26 protein-coding genes are annotated in these 22,034 nt (G+C 43.2%); 11 read left to right on the top strand and 15 right to left on the bottom strand.

The annotated features are described in order from the left end of the window. Nucleotides 1-3: 3 nt before the first annotated feature. The 7 genes from PROVRUST_RS03995 (at nt 4) to flgL (ending at nt 7,266) form a co-directional block, all read left to right on the top strand. Nucleotides 4-759 (top strand): flagellar basal body rod protein FlgF, encoded by a 756-nt coding sequence (locus tag PROVRUST_RS03995; RefSeq protein WP_006813423.1) that lies wholly within the window; start codon nt 4-6, stop codon nt 757-759. 19 nt (nt 760-778) lie between these two features. Further along, a complete protein-coding gene (flgG, locus tag PROVRUST_RS03990) occupies nt 779-1,561 on the top strand; it encodes a flagellar basal-body rod protein FlgG (protein WP_006813422.1) in 783 nt (260 codons plus the stop codon). A 79-nt stretch (nt 1,562-1,640) separates the two neighbouring features. Next, nucleotides 1,641-2,372: a flagellar basal body L-ring protein FlgH gene (locus PROVRUST_RS03985; RefSeq protein WP_407901434.1), complete on the top strand. Its 732-nt coding sequence runs from the start codon at nt 1,641-1,643 to the stop codon at nt 2,370-2,372. A gap of 35 nt (nt 2,373-2,407) precedes the next feature. Further along, nucleotides 2,408-3,523, top strand: a complete 1,116-nt coding sequence (locus PROVRUST_RS03980; protein ID WP_006813420.1) for a flagellar basal body P-ring protein FlgI — start codon at nt 2,408-2,410, stop codon at nt 3,521-3,523. Continuing rightward, entirely contained in the window at nt 3,523-4,500 is a 978-nt protein-coding gene (gene flgJ, locus PROVRUST_RS03975) for a flagellar assembly peptidoglycan hydrolase FlgJ (RefSeq protein ID WP_006813419.1), read from the top strand. Before PROVRUST_RS03980 ends, flgJ begins: the two co-directional genes overlap by 1 nt. 138 nt (nt 4,501-4,638) lie before the next feature. Then, on the top strand, nt 4,639-6,282 hold the full coding sequence (flgK, locus tag PROVRUST_RS03970; RefSeq protein WP_006813418.1) for a flagellar hook-associated protein FlgK: 1,644 nt from the start codon (nt 4,639-4,641) through the stop codon (nt 6,280-6,282). A 48-nt stretch (nt 6,283-6,330) separates the two neighbouring features. After that, on the top strand, nt 6,331-7,266 hold the full coding sequence (flgL, locus tag PROVRUST_RS03965; protein WP_039854240.1) for a flagellar hook-associated protein FlgL: 936 nt from the start codon (nt 6,331-6,333) through the stop codon (nt 7,264-7,266). Nucleotides 7,267-7,434: 168 nt separating this feature from the next. Here the strand turns inward: flgL and PROVRUST_RS03960 are convergent, their stop codons facing one another. The 15 genes from PROVRUST_RS03960 to fliF all read right to left on the bottom strand — a co-directional run bounded on the left by PROVRUST_RS03960 (nt 7,435) and on the right by fliF (nt 19,473). Further along, complete coding sequence (locus PROVRUST_RS03960; RefSeq protein ID WP_006813416.1) at nt 7,435-7,851, bottom strand: helix-turn-helix domain-containing protein; 417 nt, start codon at nt 7,849-7,851, stop codon at nt 7,435-7,437. Nucleotides 7,852-7,854: 3 nt separating this feature from the next. Continuing rightward, a complete protein-coding gene (locus tag PROVRUST_RS03955; RefSeq protein WP_006813415.1) occupies nt 7,855-8,160 on the bottom strand; it encodes a type II toxin-antitoxin system HigB family toxin in 306 nt (101 codons plus the stop codon). Nucleotides 8,161-8,480: 320 nt separating this feature from the next. Continuing rightward, complete coding sequence (fliR, locus tag PROVRUST_RS03950) at nt 8,481-9,260, bottom strand: flagellar biosynthetic protein FliR (protein WP_006813414.1); 780 nt, start codon at nt 9,258-9,260, stop codon at nt 8,481-8,483. Nucleotides 9,261-9,262: 2 nt separating this feature from the next. After that, nucleotides 9,263-9,532 carry a flagellar biosynthesis protein FliQ gene (gene fliQ / locus PROVRUST_RS03945; RefSeq protein WP_006813413.1) on the bottom strand — a complete coding sequence of 90 codons (270 nt, stop codon included), beginning with the start codon at nt 9,530-9,532 and terminating at the stop codon, nt 9,263-9,265. An 8-nt stretch (nt 9,533-9,540) separates the two neighbouring features. Continuing rightward, nucleotides 9,541-10,284, bottom strand: a complete 744-nt coding sequence (gene fliP / locus PROVRUST_RS03940) for a flagellar type III secretion system pore protein FliP (RefSeq protein WP_006813412.1) — start codon at nt 10,282-10,284, stop codon at nt 9,541-9,543. A gap of 12 nt (nt 10,285-10,296) precedes the next feature. After that, nucleotides 10,297-10,773 carry a flagellar biosynthetic protein FliO gene (fliO, locus tag PROVRUST_RS03935; protein ID WP_006813411.1) on the bottom strand — a complete coding sequence of 159 codons (477 nt, stop codon included), beginning with the start codon at nt 10,771-10,773 and terminating at the stop codon, nt 10,297-10,299. Nucleotide 10,774: 1 nt separating this feature from the next. After that, nucleotides 10,775-11,191: a flagellar motor switch protein FliN gene (gene fliN / locus PROVRUST_RS03930; RefSeq protein ID WP_006813410.1), complete on the bottom strand. Its 417-nt coding sequence runs from the start codon at nt 11,189-11,191 to the stop codon at nt 10,775-10,777. Further along, a complete protein-coding gene (fliM, locus tag PROVRUST_RS03925) occupies nt 11,184-12,191 on the bottom strand; it encodes a flagellar motor switch protein FliM (RefSeq protein WP_006813409.1) in 1,008 nt (335 codons plus the stop codon). Before fliM ends, fliN begins: the two co-directional genes overlap by 8 nt. 5 nt (nt 12,192-12,196) lie before the next feature. Further along, nucleotides 12,197-12,679 carry a flagellar basal body-associated protein FliL gene (fliL, locus tag PROVRUST_RS03920; protein WP_006813408.1) on the bottom strand — a complete coding sequence of 161 codons (483 nt, stop codon included), beginning with the start codon at nt 12,677-12,679 and terminating at the stop codon, nt 12,197-12,199. Nucleotides 12,680-12,866: 187 nt separating this feature from the next. Beyond that, complete coding sequence (locus PROVRUST_RS03915) at nt 12,867-14,249, bottom strand: flagellar hook-length control protein FliK (RefSeq protein WP_006813407.1); 1,383 nt, start codon at nt 14,247-14,249, stop codon at nt 12,867-12,869. Then, entirely contained in the window at nt 14,250-14,693 is a 444-nt protein-coding gene (gene fliJ / locus PROVRUST_RS03910; protein WP_006813406.1) for a flagellar export protein FliJ, read from the bottom strand. It lies immediately after the preceding gene. Between the two features lie 11 nt (nt 14,694-14,704). Then, entirely contained in the window at nt 14,705-16,069 is a 1,365-nt protein-coding gene (fliI, locus tag PROVRUST_RS03905) for a flagellar protein export ATPase FliI (protein ID WP_006813405.1), read from the bottom strand. Next, entirely contained in the window at nt 16,066-16,797 is a 732-nt protein-coding gene (gene fliH / locus PROVRUST_RS03900; RefSeq protein ID WP_006813404.1) for a flagellar assembly protein FliH, read from the bottom strand. Before fliH ends, fliI begins: the two co-directional genes overlap by 4 nt. Next, a complete protein-coding gene (gene fliG / locus PROVRUST_RS03895) occupies nt 16,790-17,782 on the bottom strand; it encodes a flagellar motor switch protein FliG (protein WP_006813403.1) in 993 nt (330 codons plus the stop codon). The genes fliH and fliG overlap by 8 nt, the downstream gene beginning before the upstream one ends. Continuing rightward, complete coding sequence (gene fliF, locus PROVRUST_RS03890) at nt 17,779-19,473, bottom strand: flagellar basal-body MS-ring/collar protein FliF (protein WP_006813402.1); 1,695 nt, start codon at nt 19,471-19,473, stop codon at nt 17,779-17,781. The genes fliG and fliF overlap by 4 nt, the downstream gene beginning before the upstream one ends. 242 nt (nt 19,474-19,715) lie before the next feature. Here fliF and fliE point away from each other — a divergent pair, with 242 nt between their 5' ends. The 4 genes from fliE to PROVRUST_RS03865 all read left to right on the top strand — a co-directional run bounded on the left by fliE (nt 19,716) and on the right by PROVRUST_RS03865 (nt 21,936). Then, a complete protein-coding gene (gene fliE, locus PROVRUST_RS03885; protein WP_006813400.1) occupies nt 19,716-20,027 on the top strand; it encodes a flagellar hook-basal body complex protein FliE in 312 nt (103 codons plus the stop codon). A gap of 226 nt (nt 20,028-20,253) precedes the next feature. After that, a complete protein-coding gene (locus PROVRUST_RS03880) occupies nt 20,254-20,661 on the top strand; it encodes a hypothetical protein (protein ID WP_006813399.1) in 408 nt (135 codons plus the stop codon). Between the two features lie 448 nt (nt 20,662-21,109). Then, the gene (locus tag PROVRUST_RS03870; protein WP_006813397.1) at nt 21,110-21,469 is read left to right on the top strand and encodes a hypothetical protein; all 360 of its coding nucleotides are present in this window, start codon (nt 21,110-21,112) and stop codon (nt 21,467-21,469) included. A 179-nt stretch (nt 21,470-21,648) separates the two neighbouring features. Beyond that, nucleotides 21,649-21,936, top strand: a complete 288-nt coding sequence (locus tag PROVRUST_RS03865; RefSeq protein WP_039854236.1) for a putative quinol monooxygenase — start codon at nt 21,649-21,651, stop codon at nt 21,934-21,936. The last annotated feature ends 98 nt before the right edge of the window (nt 21,937-22,034 follow it).

The following is a 22,034-nucleotide window of genomic DNA, read 5'->3' as shown; positions in this document are numbered from 1 at the left end:
TCCATGGATCATGTCATTTATACCGCAATGGGCGGGGCGCGTCATGCGCTTGAAAATCAAGGGATTGTTTCTAATAACATTGCCAACGTTTCCACGGCGGGTTTTAAAGCTCAACTTTCTGCGATGCGTGCAGTGCCTATTCATGGGGATAGCGAGCAGACTCGGACGATGGTAGTGGCTTCAACGCCCGGTGCGGATATGAGCCAAGGACCACTGAATTACACAGGAAAAGCCACGGACGTGGCATTGAATGATAAACACTTTTTGGCGGTCGCATTAGCAGATGGCTCAGAGGCGTATACCCGTAACGGGAACATTCAAGTATCCCCTGATGGTGAATTAATGATTGGTGGGAATCTTCTGCAAGGTGATGGTGGTCCTATTGATGTTCCACCGAATGCCGATCTGACTATTGGGGCTGATGGAACGATCACGGCGCTATTAGCCACAGACCCACCGACGATGCTAGGGCAGATTGGTCGATTAAAAGTCGTTGAAGCACAGCCGAATGAGCTGATTCGTGGTGAAGATGGATTATTCCATTTATCGGCGCAGGCACAAGCGGCAAACGGTAATGGCTTGCAACAAAGTGGCCGAGCCATTGTGACGTCAGGTGTTATTGAAGGCAGTAATGTCAATGCAGCTGAAGCCATGGTGTCAATGATTGCGAATGCTCGACATTTTGAAATGCAAATGAAAGTGATCCATAGCGCGGATGAAAATGCACAGCGTGCTAATCAACTACTCACTGTCAGCTAATTGTTAGTAAGGAATTACTATGATCCGTTCTTTATGGATTGCAAAAACAGGGCTTGATGCCCAACAAACAAACCTTGACGTCATTTCCAACAACTTGGCAAACGTCAGCACTAACGGTTTTAAACGTCAACGTGCTGTTTTTGAAGATTTACTTTATCAAAACATCCGCCAGCCGGGTGCGATGAGTTCAGATCAAACTTCATTACCTTCAGGTTTACAAATGGGTACGGGTGCGCGTCCAGTAGCAACAATGCGTATCCACAGCCAAGGTAATTTAAACAAAACAGGTACCACAACCGATATCGCCATCAAGGGACAAGGCTTTCTGCATGTTCAGATGCCAGATGGTACTGATGCCTATACTCGTGATGGTGCATTGCAGCCTAACCAAGATGGTCAATTAGTGACGTCAAGTGGCTATCAAGTCGTTCCTGCGATTATGATCCCTGAAAATGCGAACAGCCTAAGTATTGCGCGTGATGGTACCGTTTCTGTCACGGTATACGGTGATAACCAGCCTCAGCAAATTGGTCAAATTACCTTAACCACGTTTATCAATGATGCGGGTTTAGAAAGTATGGGTGAAAACCTGTACATGGAAACCGCAAGCTCAGGGGCGCCAAAAGAAAGTGCTCCGGGGACTAACGGGGCGGGTTTGCTGTATCAAGGCATGTTAGAGACTTCAAACGTGAACGTGGCAGAAGAATTGGTAAATATGATCCAAACTCAACGCGCTTACGAAATTAACAGTAAAGCGGTCTCGGCATCGGATCAAATGCTCCAGCGTCTGACCCAACTGTAAGTGAGGATGGCAGTTCGCGTCATTAGCGAGTGAACTGCCCCTAGTAATGACAAAAGGTATTTCGCAGCAAAAGAGTCGCATGATGATTGAAAACGGCATTGTTCCTAAACAGCGTAAAACAGTTTTACAGATTTCGAGAGTGGTATGCTTGGCCGCCATCGTTATTATCAGCGGTTGCGCCCATATTAAACCTCGTCCTCTCGTGGATTCTCAAACCACGGCTACGCCAACTGCACCGACTGCACCTGCGCCAAATGGCGCGATTTTTCAGAGTGCACAGCCTGCCTATTATGGTTACCAACCGCTATTTGAAGATAGACGACCTCGTAACGTTGGGGATATTTTGACTATCAATCTGCAAGAGAACGTGAGCGCGAGCAAAAATTCATCAGCGAATGCAAATCGTAGCGGAAAAACAGGTTTCCTCGCGGCGATCCTTCCTGGGTTCATGCAGGGTTGGTTAGGCGGCAGCAATACCGAGATTGATGTGAAAGGTAACAGCGACTTTACCGGTAAAGGTGGCGCAAACGCGAATAATACTTTTAAAGGCACTATCACGGTGACGGTTGACCAATTATTAGCCAATGGCAATTTACATGTTGTTGGTGAAAAACGTATCGCGATTAATCAGGGAACCGAATCTATTCGTTTTTCTGGGGTTGTTAATCCACGAACTATTGGTGCAGACAATAACGTGAGTTCAACTCAAGTGGCTGATGCGCGTATTGAATATGTTGGTGATGGCTACATCAACGAATCCCAAACAATGGGGTGGTTACAACGCTTTTTCTTAAATGTTTCCCCTTACTAAATGAACATTCGCCATCAAGTAGCCGAGAAGAATCCATGAAAAATAAAGTGTTCGTTCTATTTTCACTATGTTGCCTGTTAGGGAGCCTATTTGTTGCTCCCGCTTATAGTGAGCGCGTTAAAGATCTCACCACTGTCCAAGGGGTAAGAGATAACCCATTAATTGGTTATGGTCTAGTGGTAGGGCTGGATGGTACAGGGGACCAAACTATGCAAACCCCATTCACCACTCAAAGCTTGAACAATATGCTTTCCCAAATGGGGATCACGGTTCCTCCGGGCACCAATATGCAGCTAAAAAACGTCGCGGCGGTAATGGTTACCGCTAAAATGCCGCCGTTTGGTCGTTCAGGGCAGTCGGTAGATATCGTAGTTTCTTCCATGGGTAACGCCAAAAGTTTACGTGGTGGAACGCTATTAATGACCCCATTAAAAGGGGTGGATGGGCAAATCTATGCCATGGCTCAAGGTAACGTTTTGGTTGGTGGTGCAGGAGCCAGTGCTGGCGGTAGTAGCATTAAAGTCAACCAACTCAATGGTGGGCGAATTACGGATGGAGCAACGATTGAGCGTGAGTTACCCAGCAGTTTTGGACAAAGTGGCGCGATCAATTTACAGCTGAATGAAGATAGCTTTGCCTTAGCGCAAGATATTACCGATGCAATTAACCGGATGGGTGGAATGGGAACGGCCAGAGCGCTAGATTCGCGGACGGTTCAACTTTTAGTGCCTGCAAATAACAGTGAGCAAGTGCGTTTTCTTTCGCGAGTTCAAGAGCTCAATGTTCGTACACCAATGACGGAAGCGAAAGTGATCCTGAATTCACGGACCGGCTCTGTGGTGATTAACCGTAGTGTGACACTCGAAAGTTGTGCCGTTGCTCACGGCAGTTTGGCGGTAACAGTCGAAAGACAAACTCAAGTGAATCAGCCGGATACTCCATTTGCGGGTGGACAGACCGTTGTCACGCGTAATACCAATGTGGGCATGCGAGAACAAGGTGGCGCATTGCAAAAAGTCAATGCGAGCGTACAGCTAAACCAAGTTATCCAAGCTCTCAATACGCTAGGCGCAACACCAACAGATTTAATGTCCATTTTGCAAGCCATGGAAAGTGCAGGTTGCTTACGTGCGAAATTGGAGATCATCTAATGAGCGATATGCAGTTATTACAAGGAGCTGCGTATGATGTCCAGTCGTTAACGGGCTTAAAAGGTGAGTTAAATAAATCGCCAGAACAGGGGCTGCGTCAAGTGACGCAGCAACTCGAAGCGACTTTTGTGCAAATGATGTTAAAAAGCATGCGTTCAGCATTACCGCAAGACGGCATGCTTTCTAATGATCAAACTCGCTTGATGACCAGCATGTATGACCAGCAAATTGCCCAAGACCTTTCCCAGAAAGGACTCGGTTTTGGCGAAATGATGTATCAGCAATTGACTCGTGACCAATCCTCTAATTTGCCGACCCAAAGTGCATTTATGCCATTGAATGAGCAGGAGCTTCAATCATTACCGCCGTTCGCCATGGAACAGATGATGCGCCGTTTTGCACCAATGGGTGATGCTCTGGCAGCACCATTCCAGAAAATTAAATCGTTATCACTCAATAGCAGCAATTTTATTAATCGCTTATTGGAGCCAGCTAAGAATGCCAGTGAAAAAAGTGGCATTTCTCACTTTTTAATCCTCGCTCAAGCCGCATTAGAAAGCGGTTGGGGAAAACGTGAAATTTTAACAGCGGAAGGCAAAAGCAGTCACAACTTGTTTGGTATTAAAGCGGGTAAGAGCTGGAAAGGTCCGGTCACTAATATCATGACCACGGAGGTCATCAATGGCGAAAGTATCAAAATGCGCGATGATTTCCGTGTTTATGGCTCCTATGAAGAAGCTATTTCAGACTATATCGGGTTATTAACTCAAAATCCTCGTTATAAAGAGGTTAAACATGCGCCAACCCCTGAAATTGCAGCTCGTCGATTGCACCAAGCAGGTTATGCAACTGACCCTGGTTACTCTGACAAGTTAATTACCTTGATTAGTCAAATACGTGGCTCGGATTCAACTGTCAATAATGCCACTGTGAAAGCTATTCAGGCTTATAACATCGACTTAAAAGATATCTTCTAAAAAGTCTTAATAAATCAAAGTTTGCGCTAAATATTTACGCCAACTTTCCGATAACTGAATAAGTGAAAATTTTGAGTGACTAGCGCTGAGATTGAGTCAGCCAATCAAAGCGCTCAGTCCCAAGAATAGGAAAAGCTTATGCTGAACAATGTAATGAATAACGCGCTAAGTGGTGTGAATGCTGCGCAGGGTGGGTTAAGTGTTATTTCTAATAACTTAGCTAACGCTGGTGTAGGTTACTATCACCGCCAAAGTGCTGTGTTCGGGGAGAATCCCGGTACGATGACACCTAATGGTTATTTTGGTAACGGCACTTATTTCAGCCATGTTCGCCGTGAGTTTGATGAATTCGTCAATGCGCAATACAGCCAATCACGGGCTCGTAGTGGCGATTACGAAGCTTACGTGAAAAACTGTAATAAAGTCGATGACTTGCTGACTAATGATGTTGAAGACCTATCGAGTAGTATCGGAAGCTTCTTCACTGCACTGGATACTGCAAGCAGTGATGCTAGCGACAAAACCTTGATTGATGTTTTCTTAGGTCAATCGAATGCGCTGGTATCTCAATTCAAAGAAGCAGATAGACGATTACAAGAAATGGAACGCGATATTAATCACCAAATCGAAAATAAGGTGAAAGATATCAATATCTATGCGGATAAAATCGCTGGATTAAACCAACAAATCGCCCGTATCCGTTCAGTGAGTGGCTCAGAGCCTAATGACTTGCTGGATGTGCGTGACCGCCTTGTCAATGAAGTTAACTCAGTGATTGGCGTGAAAGTTATTGAGCAAAACGGCAACTACAATGTGACGTTTGCTAACGGATTACCGCTGGTGACAGGTGAAAAAGCGAATCGCCTTGAAGCCGTTCCTTCTTCTAAAGATGACAGCCGCTTTAGCATTGGGTTTGTGGGATCAAACGGTCAAGTCCGTGAAATTCCTGATGAAGCGTTTAAAGGCGGAGAGCTGAGCGGTGTACTGCGCTCTCGCCAAGAAGTTATCGACCCTGCCTATCAAAAAATCAATAAATTGGCCTTAGTTTTTGCAACGAAATTTAATGAAATTCATAGCAAAGGTTTTGATTCCAATGGGAATACTGGAAAAGATTTTTTTGCTTTAGGTAAAGGTACCGTTGTTAGTAACACCCATAACACAGGCAAAACGGACTTTGACTTAAGCTACAGCGATGTTTCTAAAGTCACCGGTAATAACTATGAAATGCGTTATGACGGAACCAACTGGAATGTCACCCGTTTACCTGACGGGGTGAAAATTACTGTTGATCCATCATCCACCGCAGACACGTTGAAATTCGAAGGCTTAGAGCTCAAGATGACGACAAATACCCCCGCTGCGGGTGATACCTTTGTGGTGAAGCCGATGAACGGCGTAATCAACAATATGGAAACGTTGGTGACGGAAGCCTCTGGATTTGCAGGTGCTGGAAGTAAAGATGGTGGCCCAGGCGATAACGAAAACATCAAAGAATTGGTTAAATTACAAGATCAAAAAGTGGTGGATGGAGGTTCTACGTTCTCCGATTTCTATGCCACGTTAATTAATGATGTCGGTAGTCGTACTAAACAGGCGCAAATTGATTCTGAAACCCAGAATAAAATGACAGAAAGTTTCTACCGCCAAGAGCAAGAAATTTCTGGCGTTAACATGAATGAAGAAAGCATTCAGATGCAAAAAATTCAACAATTTTTTAATGCCAATGCACAGGTATTGAAAACGGTGGACGATCTGTTTAATGCGTTGATGCGTGCGTTCTAATTCATTGAACTCACAGGGTTTCAGAATAATTTAATAAGGATTTAAGCGATGCGTTTAAGTACCAATATGATTTTCCATCAACGCTTACAAGATATGAACGGTGCGCAATCTCGATGGATGGATGCGGGCAGTCAATTAGCGTCAGGTAAGCGTGTTAACAAGCCATCGGATGACCCGCAAGCATCATCCCAAGCTGTGCGAATTAACCAATCTGAAAGTCGTAACCAGCAATATGTGACAAGCCGTGGTTTTGCAAAAACGGGTATGACACTACAAATGAGCATTTTGAGTCAGATGACGGAAGTCACCACTCAAATTGATACTACGATTATCCAAGCTTCTAACCAAGGTGCGTTGAGTGATAAAGACCGCACTTCATTGGCGGAACAATTAACAGGTTTGAAAGAGCAGTTAGTTGGGCTGGGTAATACCACGGATGGTAACGGACGTTATATTTTTGCAGGGTTTAAATCTGACAAAGCCCCTTTTGAAATCGATACGAATGGTGAGGTTTTGTATAAAGGTGGTGACAAGCCAATCATGCAAAATGTTGCTAGTGACCGTGAGATGACCACCTATTTTACGGGAGCTCAGGTATTTGAAACTGATGGCGCAGGTATGGTCAATGTTTTCAAAGCGCTAAACGTGGGAATTAAAGCGTTATCTATTCCTCAACAGGATGCACCGCAATCAGATTTAGATGCTGCTCAAGCGGGAATGGATGAAGCTAACCGTGGTATTAAAGCGGCGTTGGATCAAATTTCCAATATTGAAGCCAAGCAAGGCTTGCAGTTACAGGAAATTGATAAATTAGATTTTCTAGCCAATACCCGCACTATCCAGAATGAAGCTCGTAAAAGTGAGCTGCTAGAGACTAACTGGACGGGAACCACCACGGATTATTATAAAGAGAAAGCCATGTTCCAAGCTTCTCAAGATATTTTCAAAGATCTTAACAGCATGTCATTATTTGGCGGACGTTAATTGATTTTTACCGCACCTTATGAGCAGTGGTATGTAAACTAGGGTGCGGGTTTCTCGCTTATTTTTTCTATTTTCTGCGTTGTTGATTTTACTTTCCTATTTGATTGTTATGGCTTGTTTATCCCTGATATTTTAAATCGCCCATTGCTGTATAGGCCGCTTAAATTTTTATTTAATAAATATCGTCACGGGGAGTTTAAATCGCTCTGCCAGCTTTTTCATATGCTCAAGAGATAAGTTGCGTTCACCGTTTAAAATGCGGCTAACGTAAGAGCGAGAGCCTATTTCATTAGCAAAATCAGTGGTATTTAGATTGTACTGATCCATCAATGTACGTAACACCGCAACAGCGTCATCACACTGCTTTAATTTGCGATTAAAATCTGCAAATTCGGGGGCATTGTCTTCATAGTGATCAATTTTTTCACATAAAATTTCGACCAGCGGATTATCAGGATCATATTCCACCAGATACTCGACTAATTTAATGGCATCTTCATAGTCGCGGCGAGAGTGATTTTTGCCGAGAATAGGAATGAGATGAATTAAATGATTAGCAGTTTGAATGGCTTCACTAAAAATCATATTTTATGTTCTCCGATAATAATTCATTAGCTTATTATATTCAGCGTGTGTAGATATATGTTTTATGAAAATTTTACTTTTTTTAAAATCAGCAAAAAATAAAATCCTTAAAGCATTACCACCGACATCAATAACCCACCACTTTTCGCGGTACTTCATTCTATCTAAGCTTGGGAAAATATTTTTTAGCTCATCAGGTGATGAGTACGATCCTTGTTTTAGTGTTTTATAAACATCTAATAATGCTTTGGCATGCTTAGGATTTCTTTCCGATGCATAGACAAAGGGTTCCCTTGAGATTACGTGCATTATGCCCCTCTTGTTTCCTAATTGTCAACGTGAGTTTTTTCTGATTAATATTACTATGTGGGTAACGGTAATTATTTTTCTTAGACTATTAATAATGAGTTTTTAGAAGGGGACAACTCGGTAGAATATATATTTCTTAGGTTTACGAGGCTCTTCGCAATTTAATGTAATATTTAAGATGAAGTATTCAATAGATTTAATATTAAATTTATATGTTGATTAAAATAATATACTGGAACAATTAACGGGAAAGGGTCATACATTATGAAATTAAGATTAAGTGATCTTAATCGTCAGAATGGCAGAATTACCAAACCCACTTAAACCCACAAATTAAACATCAGCGACAATTGCTCAAACGCTTGATGGATCAAGCGTTCGGTATAGCGAGGAAGAATGGAAATAATCAGTCCCAACATGCTAATACCGATGGTGAGTGTGAGCGGGAATCCCACCACAAAAACCGATAATTGCGGCGTCATACGGTTAAGAATACCGAGGGCAAGGTTGAGAATCAAAAACAGTGTAATAAATGGCAGAGCGAGCATTAAGCCATTAATAAAAATGGTATTAGCGAATTGCAAAAATATCCAAAAGCCATCTCGGTTGAGCGGTGTAGTTTGAATAGGGATGAGTTCAAATGAGTTGGTTAAAATGTAAATTAGCCACAAATGCCCATCGAAAGATAGAAACAATAGTAGGGTAATCAAGTTAAATATACGCCCTAAAATGGGCATATTCGGGCCACCGGTCGGGTCAAAGAACGTAGCGAATGATAATCCCATCTGTAAACCAATCACTTCCCCAGCATGACGCACCGCAGCAAATGCCATCTGCATCGTTAACCCCATCGCAGTGCCAATCACCACTTGCTGCACAATAACCCACAAACCCATAGCTGAAAATAGTGGGATATTCACCACGGGAAGCTGCGGTGAAATAATCAGAACGATAAAAAAGGCGAGGGCAATACGAGCCTTGGTGATAGATTGCTTTTCATTGAAAAACGGCGCTGTACCGAATAAAGCTAACAGGCGTATAAACGGATAAAAACCTTGGCTCAGCCATAGCGTTAAGGTTTCACTGGTGATGGTTAACATTGCTAGCCAATAATAAACGGCAGGTTACTGAATAACTGGCGCATATAGTCGGTAAGTAAGTTAAGCATCCATGGACCAGCAATAATAATCGTGGAGATAACGGATAAAATTTTAGGAATAAAGGACAGCGTCATCTCATTGACTTGGGTTGCAGCTTGCAACAGGCTAATAATCAAACCCGCGGCCAGTGCGGCCAGTAATAAAGGTGCTGCCAACATTAAAGCGATTTTCATCGCTTCTGTACCCATCGCCATTACCGATTCAGGTGTCATAATCGTTCCTAATTAAAAAAGCTTTGAGACAGAGAGCCCAGCAATAATTGCCAACCATCAACCAAGACAAATAACATTAACTTGAAGGGTAATGAAACCGTTGCTGGGGGTACCATCATCATCCCCAGAGCCATCAGAACACTGGCAACCACTAAGTCAATGATCAAGAACGGAATAAAGATAGTAAAACCAATTTGGAACGCGGTTTTCAGTTCACTAGTAATAAACGCAGGAACTAAAATACGCATTGGTACATCTTTGGCTTCTTGAATTTCACCAACTTTGGCGATACGTGCAAAGAGCGCAAGATCCGATTCCCGAGTTTGCCCTAGCATAAACGTACGCAGTGGCGCGGTGCCTTTTTCTAATGCCGTTTCTAGGCTAATTTTATCTTCACTAAAAGGTTGATAAGCTTCACGATAAACTTGGTCTGCAACGGGAGACATAACGAAAAAAGTGAGAAATAGCGCTAATCCCAATAGAACTTGGTTTGGTGGTGCTGAAGGGGTTCCAAGGGCATTACGTAACAAACCGAGCACGATGATAATCCGCGTAAAGCTGGTCATCATGAGGAGCATGGCGGGGATAAAGCCAAGTAAGGTCAAAAACAGTAAAGTTTGGACCGGTAATGACCAAGATTGCCCACCATCAGTCAGAGAATGGCTGATCACCGCAGGCAGTGCCGCTGAAGCTGATTGAGGTAGAGCAAGTAACAGAGCGCTGATAGCGGCAACGGATTTTAAAGGTAACATGGGCGCTTCCGGTTACTGTTTTTCTAAGGCCGCTTGGTTGGCGGCATCTTGTTTTTTCTTGAATATCGACTGAAACGTTAACGGTTCTTGGGTAAAATTCAGTGGGTTTTCTTGTGGTGCGGGATACTGGTGTAATAAGTTCACCGACTGTGCAGTTACCCCTAAAACCAAGTATTCGTTGTTTACTTCAACCACAACAATTCGTTCTTTTCCCCCAATCGTACAGCGACCTTTTACATTCACCAGTTGTTGCTTTGTGAATGTATTACGCCCAAATCCAAACTTTTTAACCAGCCACGCACCGACTAAGATCAGCAAAATAATGGCGCTTAGCGCCCCTGAAATTTGCGCCAAACTATCATTGTTATTGATGGCAGGAGCAGAAGCGTTGTCATGGGACACAGTGCTTGCCAAAAACGGTTTTTGGGTTGGCACCGTGTCAATGACTGTGGGTTGAACTTGGGGTTCTATCGCTGTCACATTGGTCATTTTAGCGACTCAAACGGCGCATACGTTCAGATGGCGTGATAATGTCAGTAATACGAATACCGTAATTATCAGATACGACCACGACTTCACCTTGTGCAATTAAATAGCCGTTGATCAGAATATCGAGAGGTTCACCCGCTAAGCCATCTAACGAAACCACGGAACCTTGAGATAGGCTGAGTAATTTTTTAATGGTCATTTTGGTGCGTCCCAGTTCCACTGATAGGCGAACAGGGATATCCATAATTAAGTCAACATCAGAAAATTGATTTAATGGATTCTGTCCGTCAACATTTTCGAAATTCTGCATACCAGCAGAGGCGGATTCCGCTTGTTTTTGTTGTTCCAGCGCCTCAGCCCACAAGTCTTCATCGTTGTGGTTGGTTGATGCATCAAGAGAATTTTTCGCCTCACTCATTGGTACTTTCCTCATCTAGAGTGTTTAAAACAGGGTTAATCAAATGTTCTACACGCAGTGCATATTGACCGTTTTGGGTGCCGTATTGACTGGTTAATACCGGGACACCGTCAACATTGACGATCAGTCTGTCTGGCTTATCAATAGGGAGTACATCCCCTTTTTGTAGTTGCAGCAAGCTAGAGATGCGCAGCGGGATCTCAACCAGATTAGCAACCAGTTCTAATTCTGAACGTTTTACTTGAGTGACTAAGTTAGTGACCCAAGCTTCGTTTTCTTGATGTCCTTGCTCCGTCGGTGGGTTGATTAAACGTTCACGCAACGGCTCAATCATGGCGATTGGAATACAGATACTGAATTCACCAACGGTATTGCCGATTTCCACCAAGAATGGGGTAGTTACCACAATATCGTTGGGAGATGTGGTGATATTGGTGAACTTCACCTGAATTTCGGAACGCACATACTCCACTTCAACATCAGCAATTGGACGCCAAGCATCGCGATAGGCGTTAAGTGCGAGTTTCAGCATACGATTGATAATACGTTGTTCGGTATTGGTGAATTCTTTGCCTTCAGAGCGAACAGGAAAGCGTCCATCTCCCCCAAACAGGTTATCCACGGCGATATACACCAGCGCGGGTTCAAAAGTGAACAGCGCTGTACCACGCAAAGGTGGCATATGGATCAAATTGAGGTTAGTTGGAACCGGTAAGTTACGTGCAAATTCATGATAAGGCTCAACTTTAATTGCACCAACCGTAATATCTGGACTACGGCGTAACATATTAAATAACCCCATCCGGAACTGACGGGCAAAACGCTCATTAATGATTTCCAAGGACTGCATACGTTCCCGAAAAACCCGGCGTTGGGTATTCGGGTTGTATGGGCGAACATTATCTTTGCCTTGGTTTTCAGGTAGCGGCTGATCGGTTGATGGCGCATCATCATTAAGCAGCGCATCAATTTCAGCCTGAGATAAAATATTATCGCTCATGGGTATTACCGCAGAATAAAAGTAGTAAATAACACGTCAGAAATATCCTGATCGGTATCCCCCGGGATCAGGGTAGGGGTTAATGTCCCTTTAATATCCTTCATCAGTTGCAGCTTACCTTCGTGGGTGCCCATATTTTTAGATTGCTGTTCGGACAGCAATAACAAGAGGCGACTGCGAACTTCTGGCAAATATTCGTGAAGCTGTTTGCGAGATTTTTCATTCGCAAGGCGTAATGTGACGTGGATGTAGAGCACGCGATCGGGTGCATTATTTAATCCTGGAAGATTAACGGTAAATGGCTCTAATTCCATAAAAATAGGTTGAGGCATATTTGGACGTTTTTCGTCTCCATCTACAGATTGTGCCTGTTGCTGTGTCGTCCACCAGCTATAACCGCCAAAACCCGCACCGGCTAAGGCTATGAGGGCAAATAGTAAAATTAACCCTTTATTCGAACGTTTAGATTCATTGCGTGAAGACGACATGTGGCTGAATTCCTGTTTTAGATGCCAAACCCATACGGGTTTTATACTTTATGATCTCTAGCATTATCCCTAGATTGGGATGATTTAAAGGAGTGAAAAACGAAGCAAAAAGGCGGTAACTCGACGCTTTAGAACTAAAATTACCGCCATTCGCATATTTATTATGCAAAGGCCTTACAGAAAGACATTATGCAAAGGTATTAATGCCACCTTGTCGAGTCGGTAACTTGGTGTGGCTTGTACTTGTATTTGCCTCACTAATCCCCACGACTCCGACGGATGGATGCGTCGAATGTGGCTGGCCATCTCGCTGATTGGATTGTTGTTCTGCACCGGATTGACTGCTGGTATTCTCTTGCCCAACAGAACCTTGAGCTAAATGAATCCCACTTTCTTGCAGTGCGTTACGTAGAATTGGCATCATGCTTTCCATTGCAGCCCGTACATGGCTATGTGGAGACACAAAATGCATTACGGCTTGGTTATCCTCAATACGCAAATGCACATTCAAGGAACCAAGCTCTTCGGGATGTAAACGAATTTGTGCTTGGGAAACCCCTTGGCGAGAGAAAAATAGCATGTGCTGGCTAAGTTGCTGCTGCCATGCTTCGCTACCTAATGGGCTTGGGAGATGCATTGTTGGTGTGGCCAGCGGTGCTGAAATGGTCGCGGCCTGCGCAGTGGCTTGAGTTGGCATAATACCTGCGACGTGTGGTGTAGCAGAGTTTGCCGACGTCGTGAATGCCCCTGTTTCAGCTTGAAGTGCAAAAGCGCCTTTGGCATTATTTTGCAAATTTTGGCTGTTTTCTGTATTGGTATTGACCCACTGGGAAATGGAATCTGTATTCAACGATTTTTTACTCAGTGGCATAAAGTCCTGAGCAAAATCTTTCGTGGGGATCACTCGCTGATTATCGAGCGCAAATAACGATTGATCACGACGTTCGCCGACCTCTTTTTTCATCATTAGACCCAGAGTTGGGTCTTGCTCTTCCCCTGCTAATTGTAGTTGGGAGCCTACGAGCGCTTTTTCATCAAATGGGGCTGCATTTCGTGCCACATCACTAATCTGTTGCAATGACTGAGTAAATGGCGTGGTCGAGGGTTTTTCTGGTGCCGCTTGAGGATTGGCTGCGGTTTGAATCCGCTCATTAGTGATTTGTTTTAGCTGGTCGACTAACGCTTTTTCATCGGTGAGTTTACCGGTTAATAATTCAGGCTGTAATGGTGTTTGGACACTATCACCGCGTAAATCACGGCTAAAATTCAATTGTGCCAGCGCATGTTCTGCTTTTTCGTTACCAATAGCGGGCTTATCAGGCGTCGGTTCAGTAATTTCAGCCTGTTTCTGTTCACTGATTTGTTGATTCAGCGTAGCTTCATCAGTCGCAGTTTTCGGAGGCGTGTCATTTTCTGTGCTCTTTGCTGGTGGCTGTTGGTTCTCAAGAATCGCTTGAAAAGGCACCGCGGGTGCTTGAGTTTCATCAATCTGACTATCACGTTGCGGCTCATTGGCCGTTTTGGTGCTATTTGTCGGGGTAACTGGCAACAGATTGGCATTGACGTCCATTTATTGGGATCTCCGTAAAGTCGCGCGTTGAGCAAATTCGTCCATCTGTTTTTGTTCTAAGCGATTTTGACGTTGGTTTTGAGTATGTTCGGCGCGTTGAATTAAGGTATCGAACGCATTGACGCGTTGCTGTTTTTCTTGCCAATGACGGTTAGCATCATCGACACGTTGTTTCCACATACTGAGCTGTTGTTGCTGCTGCTCAATAGTGAGTTCTAGGGTGACAAGAAATTGTTGATAATTCTGCCATTTATCCGAGTCCATACCACTGTGCAGTGTTTGGTTTAACTTTTGCCGATATTCGGATTGATAGTTTTCCAACATATTTAACTGCTCTGACATTTGAGTGTGTGTTTGGCGCACCTGAGCAAGGACCTTAGCCGCCTCTTCAGAAGCGTCTTCCGCTAAACTCAATAATGTCGTTAATGCATGGCTATTGGACATCGCACCCCTCGTTATTCATTTGGAACAACATGATCCAGTTGCTCACAAGCTGTTTGATAATCACAACGTTCATCAATATCTTGTTGTAAGAATTTCGACATGCGTGGGTAATACTGAATGGCAGTATCCAACATAGGATCGCTGCCCATGGCGTAGGCGCCGACATTGATTAGGTCGCGGTTACGCTGGTAACTGGATGTTAACTGCTTAAATCGTTGAATTTTGCGATAGTGTTCTTTAGCGATCAGGTCAGTCATTGCTCGGCTAATTGAGGCTTCAATATCAATCGCAGGGTAGTGACCGGATTCAGCAAGAGATCGAGACAGAACAATGTGTCCATCCAAAATAGCACGAGCAGAATCCGCGATGGGGTCTTGCTGGTCATCCCCTTCAGTCAATACGGTATAAAATGCGGTAATTGATCCTCCGTTTTTTCCGTTACCTGCTCGTTCAACAAGCGCGGGTAATTTCGCAAAAACGGAAGGTGGATAACCTTTGGTTGCTGGTGGCTCACCCACGGCAAGCGCGATCTCACGCTGTGCCATACTGTAGCGAGTGAGAGAATCCATAATCAGCAGGACACTTTTCCCTTGGTCTCGAAAATATTCTGCGATACGGGTAGCGTAAGAGGCACCTTGCATCCGCAGTAAGGGAGAAACATCGGCGGGTGCGGCGACCACGACGGCGCGTCTCAAGCCGTCAGCACCCAAGATATTCTCGATAAAATCTTTAACTTCGCGTCCACGCTCACCGATTAACCCAACCACAATAATGTCAGCTTGGGTAAAGCGCGCCATCATACCGAGTAGGACACTTTTTCCGACGCCTGAACCTGCAAATAATCCCATGCGTTGACCGCGACCAACGGTTAATAGTGAGTTTATGGCGCGTACACCGACATCAAGCACACTATGAATAGGTGTCCGTTCTAATGGGTTAATTGGTGGGGTAATCAATGGTGCTCGAGCTTTGGTTTCCAAGGGACCCTTTCCATCGAGGGGGGTTCCTTGAGCATCCAATACGCGACCCAGTAATTCATTACCGATAGGTAGCAGGCGACTGGTTTGCCCATCATCCCCAGTAGATTGAGCATAAACGCGAGCGCCAGGCGAAATCCCTTCAAGGTCTGATAGCGGCATCAGTAACATTCGAGCGCCGTTAAAGCCGACAACTTCGCAGACAACCTCATCGCTGCCGCCATTAATGTTGCGCTCGATATAGCATGTGGCGCCTAAAGGCATTTTGATGCCTTCGGCTTCCATGACTAATCCGGTGATTTTGGTCAGACGCCCGTAGCGGCGTACCATGGGAACCCCTTTCATACGTGACTCTAGGTCATCAAGGGATGCCATCCAGCGACCGAGTCTGGCGGTCATGACAAGCTCTCCGGTGCATACAGACGGCATAATTCTTGCCAACGCGTGGCCACCGTCATATCAATTTCCCCGTCTTCTGCCACGACGCGACATCCGCCGATATGTAGCGTCGGATCGGCGACTAAACGCCAGCCGTTCAGATCCAGCAGTGAACCTAAATGTTGCTCAATTAATGCCACGTGGTTAGGGTTAACATGCAATTCAGGTTGGCTGGCAAAAATCGGCTTCTGCTGAAGTAAACGACTGATTTCTTCCAGCAGTGCAGTACCATCACATACCGTAGATTGCCCCAATACTTGCTTCGCCGCAGAAAGGGCTATTTGCAGTAATTTAGTGGTGACCACGGTATCAAAAGTATCGAGGGAATAATGAAACTCAGACAATAATTTCTGCCATGTTTCAATAGCGGGTTGTTGCAGGGCAAGGGCTTGATCATGACCTTGCTGCTCCCCTGCACGTAGCCCTTCCGTAAAACCGGCTTGATATCCGTCTTTTTGTCCTTTATCGAAACCTTGCTGGAATCCGGTTTTTTGGGCATCTTCTTTGATGTTATCCAGCAAATTGATCTGCTCAAGTACCTCTTTAGGCTCTAAACAAGGCACTTTGGGGGCAGTTGGCTCAGGGGCATCACTTAATGATGGGATGGCTGAAGAATTTAAATCCCACTGATTAAGTTCCCGTAGCTGCCACGGTTGCCATTGCAGATGTTTTTTAGACGAATTAGACATAGACGTCGTCTCCACCACCGATGGCGATTTCGCCTTTCTCGATTAAGCGGCGAACAACCATCAGAATGGCCTTCTGCTCGGTTTCCACTTGTGACATACGTACTGGTGCGCGGGATTCCAAATCGTCGCGGACGATTTCTGCTGCACGGGCTGCCATGTTGTTGAGGAAATGGTCGCGCAGTGCTTGATTGCTGCCTTTGAGGGCAATAACCAACGAGTCGGTCGATACGTCTTGCAGGATGCGTTGAATGCTGCGGTTGTCCACCTCGATAAGATTTTCGAACAGGAACATTTCGTCGATAATTTTCTGTGCAAGTTCACCGTCGTAATCACGCATTGCATCGATAACGCTTTCTTCTTGCTGATTTTTCATCAAGTTGATAATTTCTGCCGCGGTTCTTACGCCACCCATTTTGCTGCGCTTGAGGTTTTGACCGTCCAGAAGATTGTTCAGTACTTCAGTCAATTCCGCTAATGCGGCTGGCTGAACACCGCCAAAGGTGGCAATACGTAGCATAATATCGTTACGTTGACGCTCTTCGAACAGTTCTAAGACATCAGCAGCTAAGTTGCGTTTTAAGTGAACCAAAATGGTGGCGATAATTTGTGGATGCTCATCACGGATAATATCGGCAACAGTTTGTGGTTCCATATAGTTGAGGCTTTCGATGCCCGAGGTTGTCTCTTGCTTCTCGAAAATGTCTTCTAATAGGCTGGCTGCTCGCTCTTCACCAAGCGCTTTCACCAAGACAGAACGCAGATAATCATTGGTATTGATGTTGAGAGCGGCAAACTGAATTGCCGATTCTTCAAACTCAGTCAACACTTCAGCAAGCTCATTATTGGAGATTTGGCGCATGTTGGACACGGCCATACTCAGCTGCTGGACTTCTTTTGGGTTCAGGTGCTTGAACACTTCCGCAGCCTGATCTTCGCCGAGAGTCATTAACATAACGGCGCTTTTCTCTGTTCCACTTAAACTCATTGGGATTTTCCTAACCACTGACGGATAACCATTGCCACGACTTGCGGATCTTTCTCTGCCATTTCACGGATACGCTGACTTTGAATTTCAGCACTTACACGTTGACGAGTCAGACGGCGACGGGTTTTTTCGTCCATATCTTCATTAATTTCTTCTTCAACGACGAACGGCGTTGTCGATTGTGTAGCGATAAAGGTTTCAGCATCGGCTTGGGCTTGCTGCGCTTTACGATATTTCACCCATTGAGGTTTGATACCAAAGCGCCACATGAACCACGCAATAATAGCGATAAGAATAATTTTGCCGTAATCCAATGCTTGGCTAACAAATTGAGGACTGTTCAGTAATGACGTTTCTTCAATTGCTGGGGCATCGCTAGTAAATAATGAGTTAGTGATATTGAGGGAGTCGCCACGTTGTGTGGAATAGCCCATCGCTTCACGGGTTAATGCATCAATTTGCTTGATCATTTCAGGTGGTAATGGCTTCATTTCTACGCCTTTCTCACCCTCCTGAGCTTGGTAGTTAACAATAACAGCAACAGAAAGTCGGTCTACCACACCAATTTGACGCTGGGTATGACTGATTTTGCGATCAACTTCGTAATTGGTCGTCTCATCCCGTTGTGAGTTCAGGGTACCATTACGCGTTGTTGTCGTGTTTTGGTTGTTTTTCCCAGTATTATCTTTATTTTCAGCCTCGATTGGTGCGCTAGGTGCACTGACTGGCTGGTTGGATAATGCTCCCGGTACGCCCCCAGGACCTCCATTGCTGTTTTGCATGCTTTCGCTGTTTTGGCGAGAGCGGATTGCGGCAGCATCCGGTGTTTGGTTCGGTTTATATTCTTCGGAGGTTTGTTCTACTTTCGAAAAGTCCATCTGAGCGGTGACCTGAGCATGGATATTTGCACGCCCAACCAGTGGAGAAAGAATGTCTTCAATACGTTCTTTAAGATGGGTTTCCATCTCTTTGGTCATTTTTATCTGTGCGCTATTGGCCGACTGCTGGCTATTATCATTGTTAGTCAGTAAACGACCTGTTTGGTCAACGATAATGACGTTTGCTGCCGTTAAGCCAGTGACGCTGCTCGATACCATATGCACGATGGCACTAATTTGACCTTCATCGAGAACTCTTCCCGGTAATAACCCCACAGTAACGGAGGCCGTTGGAAGTTTTTGCTCACGAACAAACAGTGTTGGTTTGGGAATGGCCAAATGCACTCGAGCACTTTGAACAGGGCTGAGTGATTCGATAGTTCGCGATAATTCGCCTTCTAATGCACGCTGGTAGTTAATTTGCTCGCTAAATTGGCTGATCCCGAATTGCTCCTTATCTAGCAACTCAAATCCGGTATTTCCCCCTTTAGGTAAACCCGATTGCGCCAGTTTTAAGCGTAATTCATGAACCTTATCCGCAGGGACGAGGATGGCGCTGCCATTATCTGCAATTTGATAAGGGACGTTCATCTGAGTCAGCTGACCCACGATATCACCACCATCTTTTGCGCTAAGGTTACTCAGCAGGACTCGATAGTCAGGGCTGCGAAACCAAAGAAGTAGGGCGACAATAATGGCTATCGCAGCAGCACCGGCAATAATTAACGGTATTTTGGGGTTGGCTTTGATACTTTCGATCATAGAGGCAAAACCTTTTTTGGCCTCCCCCGTATCTTTAGATGCGGTACTCATAAATATTCCCTGCTAAGCAAACTAAACGGATGAATGTACGTTTGGTGAAACAATCTGATTTCCCTCTTCGTAACCTCATTTTTTCACGCTGCTATTATTTAATGCCTTTGGGGAATCTAATGACGGAATCAGCCTATAATTTTGGTGTTATTTATCGGCTTCAAGTAAAAAACAGTGTGGTAGGGTAGGCAAACTAAAAATAGTGACAGCAAATTTTTGCTCAACCAATACACGAGAATAAGATGACTATTCAAGCCATTGAAGGGGTTGTATCCCAATTAAATGTGGTTGCGACTCAAGCGACAAACCATGCCAAGCCTGTTATCGATCCTGTGGGTTTTGCTGATCATTTAGTCGCTTCCGTTAATCAAATCAATGAAGTCCGTACTAAATCAACCCAAAATGTGCAAGATTTCACTATGGGTAAGCCAGATTTATCATTGAATGATGTGATGGTCGACATGCAGAAAGCCAGTTTAAGTCTACAAATGGGAATTCAGGTAAGAAATAAATTAGTAGCGGCTTATCAAGAGATCATGTCAATGCCGGTATGATTGGTATTTTTAATCTCAATATTATTGATTCTATACGCAGGTATCTCCTGCGTTTTTTATGATTCTTAATCTATATCAACGTGTTAATTTACTAACCACTATCACGGATAATTTATTATTATCATCCTTTGCTATTTTTAAGAATAACCGCCTTTCACTAAACTTTGATTAGATAGATAAAAGACAATAATAATTATTTATTGTTTTTAATCATAGTGAGGTTGTTATGGATAATGAAAATAATATTTTCAAAAATATCAGTCAAAATAGTGAATATGAAAGTGTACTTAAGAACGGTTCATTTTTTATATTAAATAGTAGTGGTGAAACAATAAACTCTATTGTTGTTAGTTATTATTCCGGAGATAAAGGAGAGAAAACAACTCAAAAAATTGATAAATTAGAGCATTTGGAAATGGCTGGTTCTGGATGTGAATTTATATATAGCATAATGGCATGGAGTGATACGGATTATTGGGATGTTGACTTTAGAATATCAACTGGGAAAGCCATATCTCATAGAAAACAAGCCTGTAATATTCGATATTGGGATAATGGTGTAGTTATTATTAATATAGTTAAAAATTTCAAATTATATATAAGGTTCTCGAACTCAGGAGGTTGTTATAATTAATCTTTTAAAGAAAGCTGAGGTAGAATGAGAAATATAACAGAAAAAACATTTTCATCTAATCATACTGGGTACTTCTATGTTATGAATTGCTCTTTACAAGATCTTAAATTTGTTACTGTTACGCATACTACAGACTATCCTCATACTATGTTGCATATCACGGCCGACTTCAGTGATCTAAAAAAAATGAACACGACTAAACTAGGACATTCTTTTCCCTATGAGACGGGGTTTCTATCCCACTTTGATTACTGGGCTGTGGAGATAGAAACTGCATCAGGATATAAATATAAAACTAATGATTTTTTTCTTTGTAATCTAAATTCTGATGATGATGGTTTTGTTTATATTGCTATCCTGCCTGATCTATCTGTTCATACTATTTTTTCTTACTCAACAGGTTGTGTTAAACATTTGATGAATAATTTTATTAAATAGAGAGTTAATAATGAAAGTTAAATTAATTTTATTGATTTGTATGTTTTCTTCAGATTTTTCAATGGCTAATGAAATTAAAATAAATAAAGCATTTAAAGATAACTGTACTGCATACCTTAATATGGAAAAAAGAATTGCTACGATAACATTAGGTAATCAAGATGTAGATAATAAAAGGGCATTTTTCACAATAACTTTACGTAATGATCAAGGAATTACGGATGAAATTTCAATATTAGAATCAGTTGGAAATGATTATGGTAAATCAATGTTTCAACTGATGAACACGGCATACTTATCAAATTCTAATATTAAAATAACACGTTGTGAGTTAAATAAAGTTGCAGGGGCTTCAATATCTTATAAATAAAAATAATTTCTTATTATAGTTAGAATGTTTGATTTTCCTATTTTTTAGTGAGTGTATTTTCATAATTAGATAAGACAAGGGTAGGTTAACGTTGTAACATGCAGAGGCTCAGGAATTACGTTATAAAAATTACTTTATGAAATTAAATGGCTAACACATTAAATATAAAAGGAAATTCAATGTTAAAAGTAATCGCGGAAGATTTTATCAAACCAGAAGCAATAGATATTGTTCTCCCTTTTTATAAAGAGTTAGTGGAAGCCACAAAAAAAGAGCCACTGTGTATTTCATATGACCTGTATGTGGATGAAAAGGAACCGGGACATTTTATCTTTATTGAAGAGTGGCCGGATAGAGATGCATTAGAGACACATTGTGCATCAGAGCATTTTCAACGGTTAGTTCCTATGATTAACCAATATATACGAGCCGAACCAAAATTTGTGTTTATGGATAGTGCATTTTGATTTTATCGTTCCAGACAATATAAAAAATATTTAGCCCTATTTTTTAGGGCTTTCTGCAAGCAGTGAGTTATCTATTTGAAAAATTGGTGATATAAAAT

This window comes from Providencia rustigianii DSM 4541 (assembly GCF_000156395.1).
GTDB classification, from domain to species: Bacteria; Pseudomonadota; Gammaproteobacteria; order Enterobacterales; family Enterobacteriaceae; genus Providencia; species Providencia rustigianii.
Note: the sequence above shows the minus strand (reverse complement) of the source record. Positions and strands in the feature narration are given on the sequence as shown.